Here is a 3,854-nt window from a genome sequence, read left to right on the forward strand (position 1 = left end):
AAGCATTACGCAAAAAAAAGGGCGCTCAATGAGCGCCCTGAAATCACCAAACGGGGAGAGTCTTACTTGTTGGTGAATTCCGGATAAGCTTCCATGCCACATTCAGAGAGGTCGACACCTTCGTACTCTTCCTCGTCAGTAACACGTAAGCCCATAACCACTTTGAGGATACCCCACACGACGAGGCTCGCACCAAATACCCAGGCAAAGATGATCGCTGCGCCGTATAGCTGGGCACCGATGCTGGCATCTGTATTGGTTAATGGCACTGCCATCAAACCCCAGAAGCCAACCACACCGTGTACCGAGATGGCACCAACGGGATCGTCAATCTTGATTTTGTCTAGCGCCAAGATTGAGAACACGACGAGTACACCGCCAACCGCACCGATCAAAGTCGCGGCCATTGGGCCAGGCGTCAGTGGTTCCGCAGTAATAGCGACCAAACCAGCAAGCGCGCCGTTCAGGGCCATGGTCAAATCCGCTTTGCCGAAGAGAATGCGAGCAACCAGCAGAGCTGCAATCAAACCGCCTGATGCCGCAGCGTTGGTATTAACAAACACCTGTGCAGTTGCGTTGGCTTCTTCAATGTTTGAAACCATCAACTCAGAGCCGCCGTTAAAGCCGAACCAGCCCATCCACAGAATAAAGGTACCGAGAGTTGCCAAAGGCAGGTTAGCACCGGGGATTGCATTAACCTGACCGGCAGCGCCGTACTTACCTTTACGTGCGCCCAGTAACAGAACACCAGCCAGTGCTGCAGCAGCACCACACATGTGAACCACACCAGAGCCCGCGAAGTCAGAGAAACCAGCTGCGTCTAGGAAACCGCCGCCCCACTTCCACATACCTTGAAGCGGATAGATAACACCGGTCATTACCACGGCAAACGCCAGGAATGTCCACAGTTTCATACGCTCAGCAACCGCACCGGAAACAATCGACATCGCCGTGGCGACAAAGACCACTTGGAAGAAGAAGTCCGATGAACCGGAGTAGTAGATATCGCCATTAGAAGCCAAAACGTCTTCTACGGATGCATCAGAAATGCTATTTCCAAACCATGCATCTGGCAGAATTCCGCCTTCGGAACCGCCGTACATAATCGTGTAGCCGCACAGCAAATACATGGTGCAGGCAATCGCGTATAGCGCGATGTTTTTAGTTAAAATTTCAGTTGTGTTTTTTGAACGAACCAGACCGGCTTCGAGCATGGCGAAACCTGCCGCCATCCACATAACCAGCGCACCACAGACGAGGAAGTAGAACGTGTCCAGGGCGTACTTGACCTGTATGATGTCTTCCATCACATGCCCTCCAAAGGGAAAGAGAATAATCTTTTAGTTAAGTGTTTATATCAGCCGTAAGCGCGAGAAATTAGATAGCGTCTTCGCCAGTCTCGCCGGTACGGATACGAACAACCTGCTCAAGTGCGGTAACGAAAATTTTGCCGTCACCAATTTTGCCGGTATTCGCTGATTTAGTAATCGCTTCAATTGTCGGCTCAACGGATCCGTCGGCAACTGCTACTTCGATTTTCACCTTAGGAAGAAAATCTACAACGTACTCAGCGCCACGATATAACTCGGTGTGACCTTTTTGGCGACCAAAACCCTTCACCTCGGTAACAGTTATGCCCTGTACGCCGATGTCAGACAGCGCCTCACGCACATCATCAAGTTTGAATGGCTTTATAACAGCCGTAATCAATTTCATCGGAAATCTCCTGTTAATGTGCGTGAATCACACACTAGGACTAAGTTAAAAAATGACCGGCGACAACAGCCGCCGGTCGGGGTATTACATAGAAATAGGCATGTCGTAAGAAACAACAAACTTCATGTCGTCATCGCCGCTGCCAGCGTAAGCGTCAACATTTTCCTGGCCATCAACAAACTGGCTTACAGTGAAGGACAGGTTGTCGTTATAGGAATAAGTGACATTCAAGTGGGACTCACTTTCACCATCGGCAATTTTGCCATTGGCTAGAGTAGCGCCATTAGCGATTGACTCGTGGGTACCTAGCAAGAATGAGAACTTACCAATATCGTAGCTCAGTGTGTAATAAGTGTACTCTTCAGTGCCGCCAGCAATTTGCTTATAAGCGGTGAAGGCAACAGGGCCAAGACCCAAACCTAAATAGGCATCAGTGTGATCACCGAAATCAGTGTCATTGCCTGCGCCAAGGTAACCAGCGCCAGTCGCGTATACGTAGTTGATTACACCAGCACTAACACTCACGCCGCCCAAATCAACCGTGTAGTCAGCATACAGATCGTATTCGGTGCCAGCAGCGGTATCACCAGATGAAACCCATACACCTGTGGTAAAACCTGCTGCGCTGTAGTTAATGTCGCCGTAAACAGCTGGAGTGCCGCTACCCAAATCATAACCACGCCACAAGTAAGAGCTCGCAACACCGGCACTAGCACTAACTTCCGCTACAGCAGGAGCAGCAATCATGGTCATTGAAGCTGCTGCAACACCGGCAGCCAGTAAAGTTTTCATAGTTTTCATGTTTTAGTCTCCGCATTTTGGTATAGAGATAGTGATCAAGCACAATCCTGATCTTGCTATAGCACTTTCGGTGCCAACTACTTTTTTGTTGTTTTAATTCAAAGACTTACAATACTATTCTGCAATATATCCCCAGTCTTACAATATGCAACCTTTAGGCTCCCCTACCAAAAGCCGTGGTTGTGCACAAATATAGAGCACACAGCAAAATATGCTTTACAAAATGCCTTAAAAAAAAGCACGGCCGCTTTTCAAAATGGATATAAAGACTGAAAATACGACTAGAAATAGAGATTTAAACTAACAAAAACAAACAGATAGAGGCTTATAGTAAGAATTAATACAGTCATCCTAGATTGCCCCCAGGACATGCGCACTATTTGAGTGCCCGCGCACTATTTGCCAGCGAGACCTTTCCTGCCGGCATAAAAAAAGGATGCGCTAGGCATCCTTTGAAAACAGAAAAAATATTTTGACCGTTAATCGGCGCGAACTTGGGTTTCAGTTCCTTGCTGAGCTTCCAATTTTTCAACGCGTTTACGCAAGCGCACTATTTCACGCTGCAAGGCTTTAAGGCTGAGATCGCTAGACGACGGCGCAGTCTTAACCGTACTCACAATCAACTGATCCACCAAAATGCGGCCAGGCTTTCCTGCCGAGCCCGTTACACCGGGGCTACCCGCAAGCCCTCCGGCCGCACCTGAAACCCACTTACGGCTTCCGGTGAGGGTCTTTTGGGCAACGTAACGACCGCCGCCACCAGCACCGCCAGAGCCTGCGTCACCACCCTCACCGCCAGCGCCACCGTCGGCATTAATACTCAGCCGACTCACCATGCTATCGCCAGATTCTGTTTTGGCTAAACTTTGATACAAGAAAGTCACATCGCCACCGCGGCCCCCTTCGCCGCCGTCGCCACCATTACCGCCTTCGCCAGCAACCTCGGCACCGCATTTGGTATTTAAGTCCGCGCCGTCACCACCAGCGCCACCTAAACCACCATCACCACCGGCACTGAGAATCTGCATACTACCCAAGCTTTCCAAAGCAAGTTGCAATCGAATTTCAACTCCGTCAGCACCGGCTTGACCACTTTCGCCGGGCTGGCCATCAACAAACTCCTCGCAGGCCGGCGCGGTAATTCCCGGCGCACCATTTGCACCCGCAGAGCCACGCCCATCAATCACGACGTTTTTGCCTATCGCGGCCACACGGGCATGAACTCGCCACGAATTAACACCGGGAGCGAAACTAATGCGCGCTTCGTCGCCAATACTCAAATGATCTAAAATCAATTCCTGCTGATCAATACCAACAAGATACGCATGGCCAGCCGG

At 50.1% G+C, this 3,854-nt stretch carries 3 protein-coding genes and 1 pseudogene; all 4 read right to left on the bottom strand.

What is annotated here, in order from left to right; genetic code table 11:
* Nucleotides 1-62: 62 nt before the first annotated feature.
* Nucleotides 63-1,307, bottom strand: a complete 1,245-nt coding sequence (locus ABYT30_RS16825) for an ammonium transporter (protein WP_373084405.1) — start codon at nt 1,305-1,307, stop codon at nt 63-65.
* A 70-nt stretch (nt 1,308-1,377) separates the two neighbouring features.
* Nucleotides 1,378-1,716, bottom strand: a complete 339-nt coding sequence (gene glnK, locus ABYT30_RS16830) for a P-II family nitrogen regulator (RefSeq protein WP_008253407.1) — start codon at nt 1,714-1,716, stop codon at nt 1,378-1,380.
* A gap of 84 nt (nt 1,717-1,800) precedes the next feature.
* The gene (locus ABYT30_RS16835; protein WP_373084402.1) at nt 1,801-2,517 is read right to left on the bottom strand and encodes a TorF family putative porin; all 717 of its coding nucleotides are present in this window, start codon (nt 2,515-2,517) and stop codon (nt 1,801-1,803) included.
* Between the two features lie 479 nt (nt 2,518-2,996).
* Nucleotides 2,997-3,854, bottom strand: a pseudogene (locus tag ABYT30_RS16840) (hypothetical protein); the annotation flags it as partial.

Source organism: Zhongshania sp., assembly GCF_041623545.1.
In the GTDB taxonomy this organism is placed as follows: Bacteria; Pseudomonadota; Gammaproteobacteria; order Pseudomonadales; family Spongiibacteraceae; genus Spongiibacter.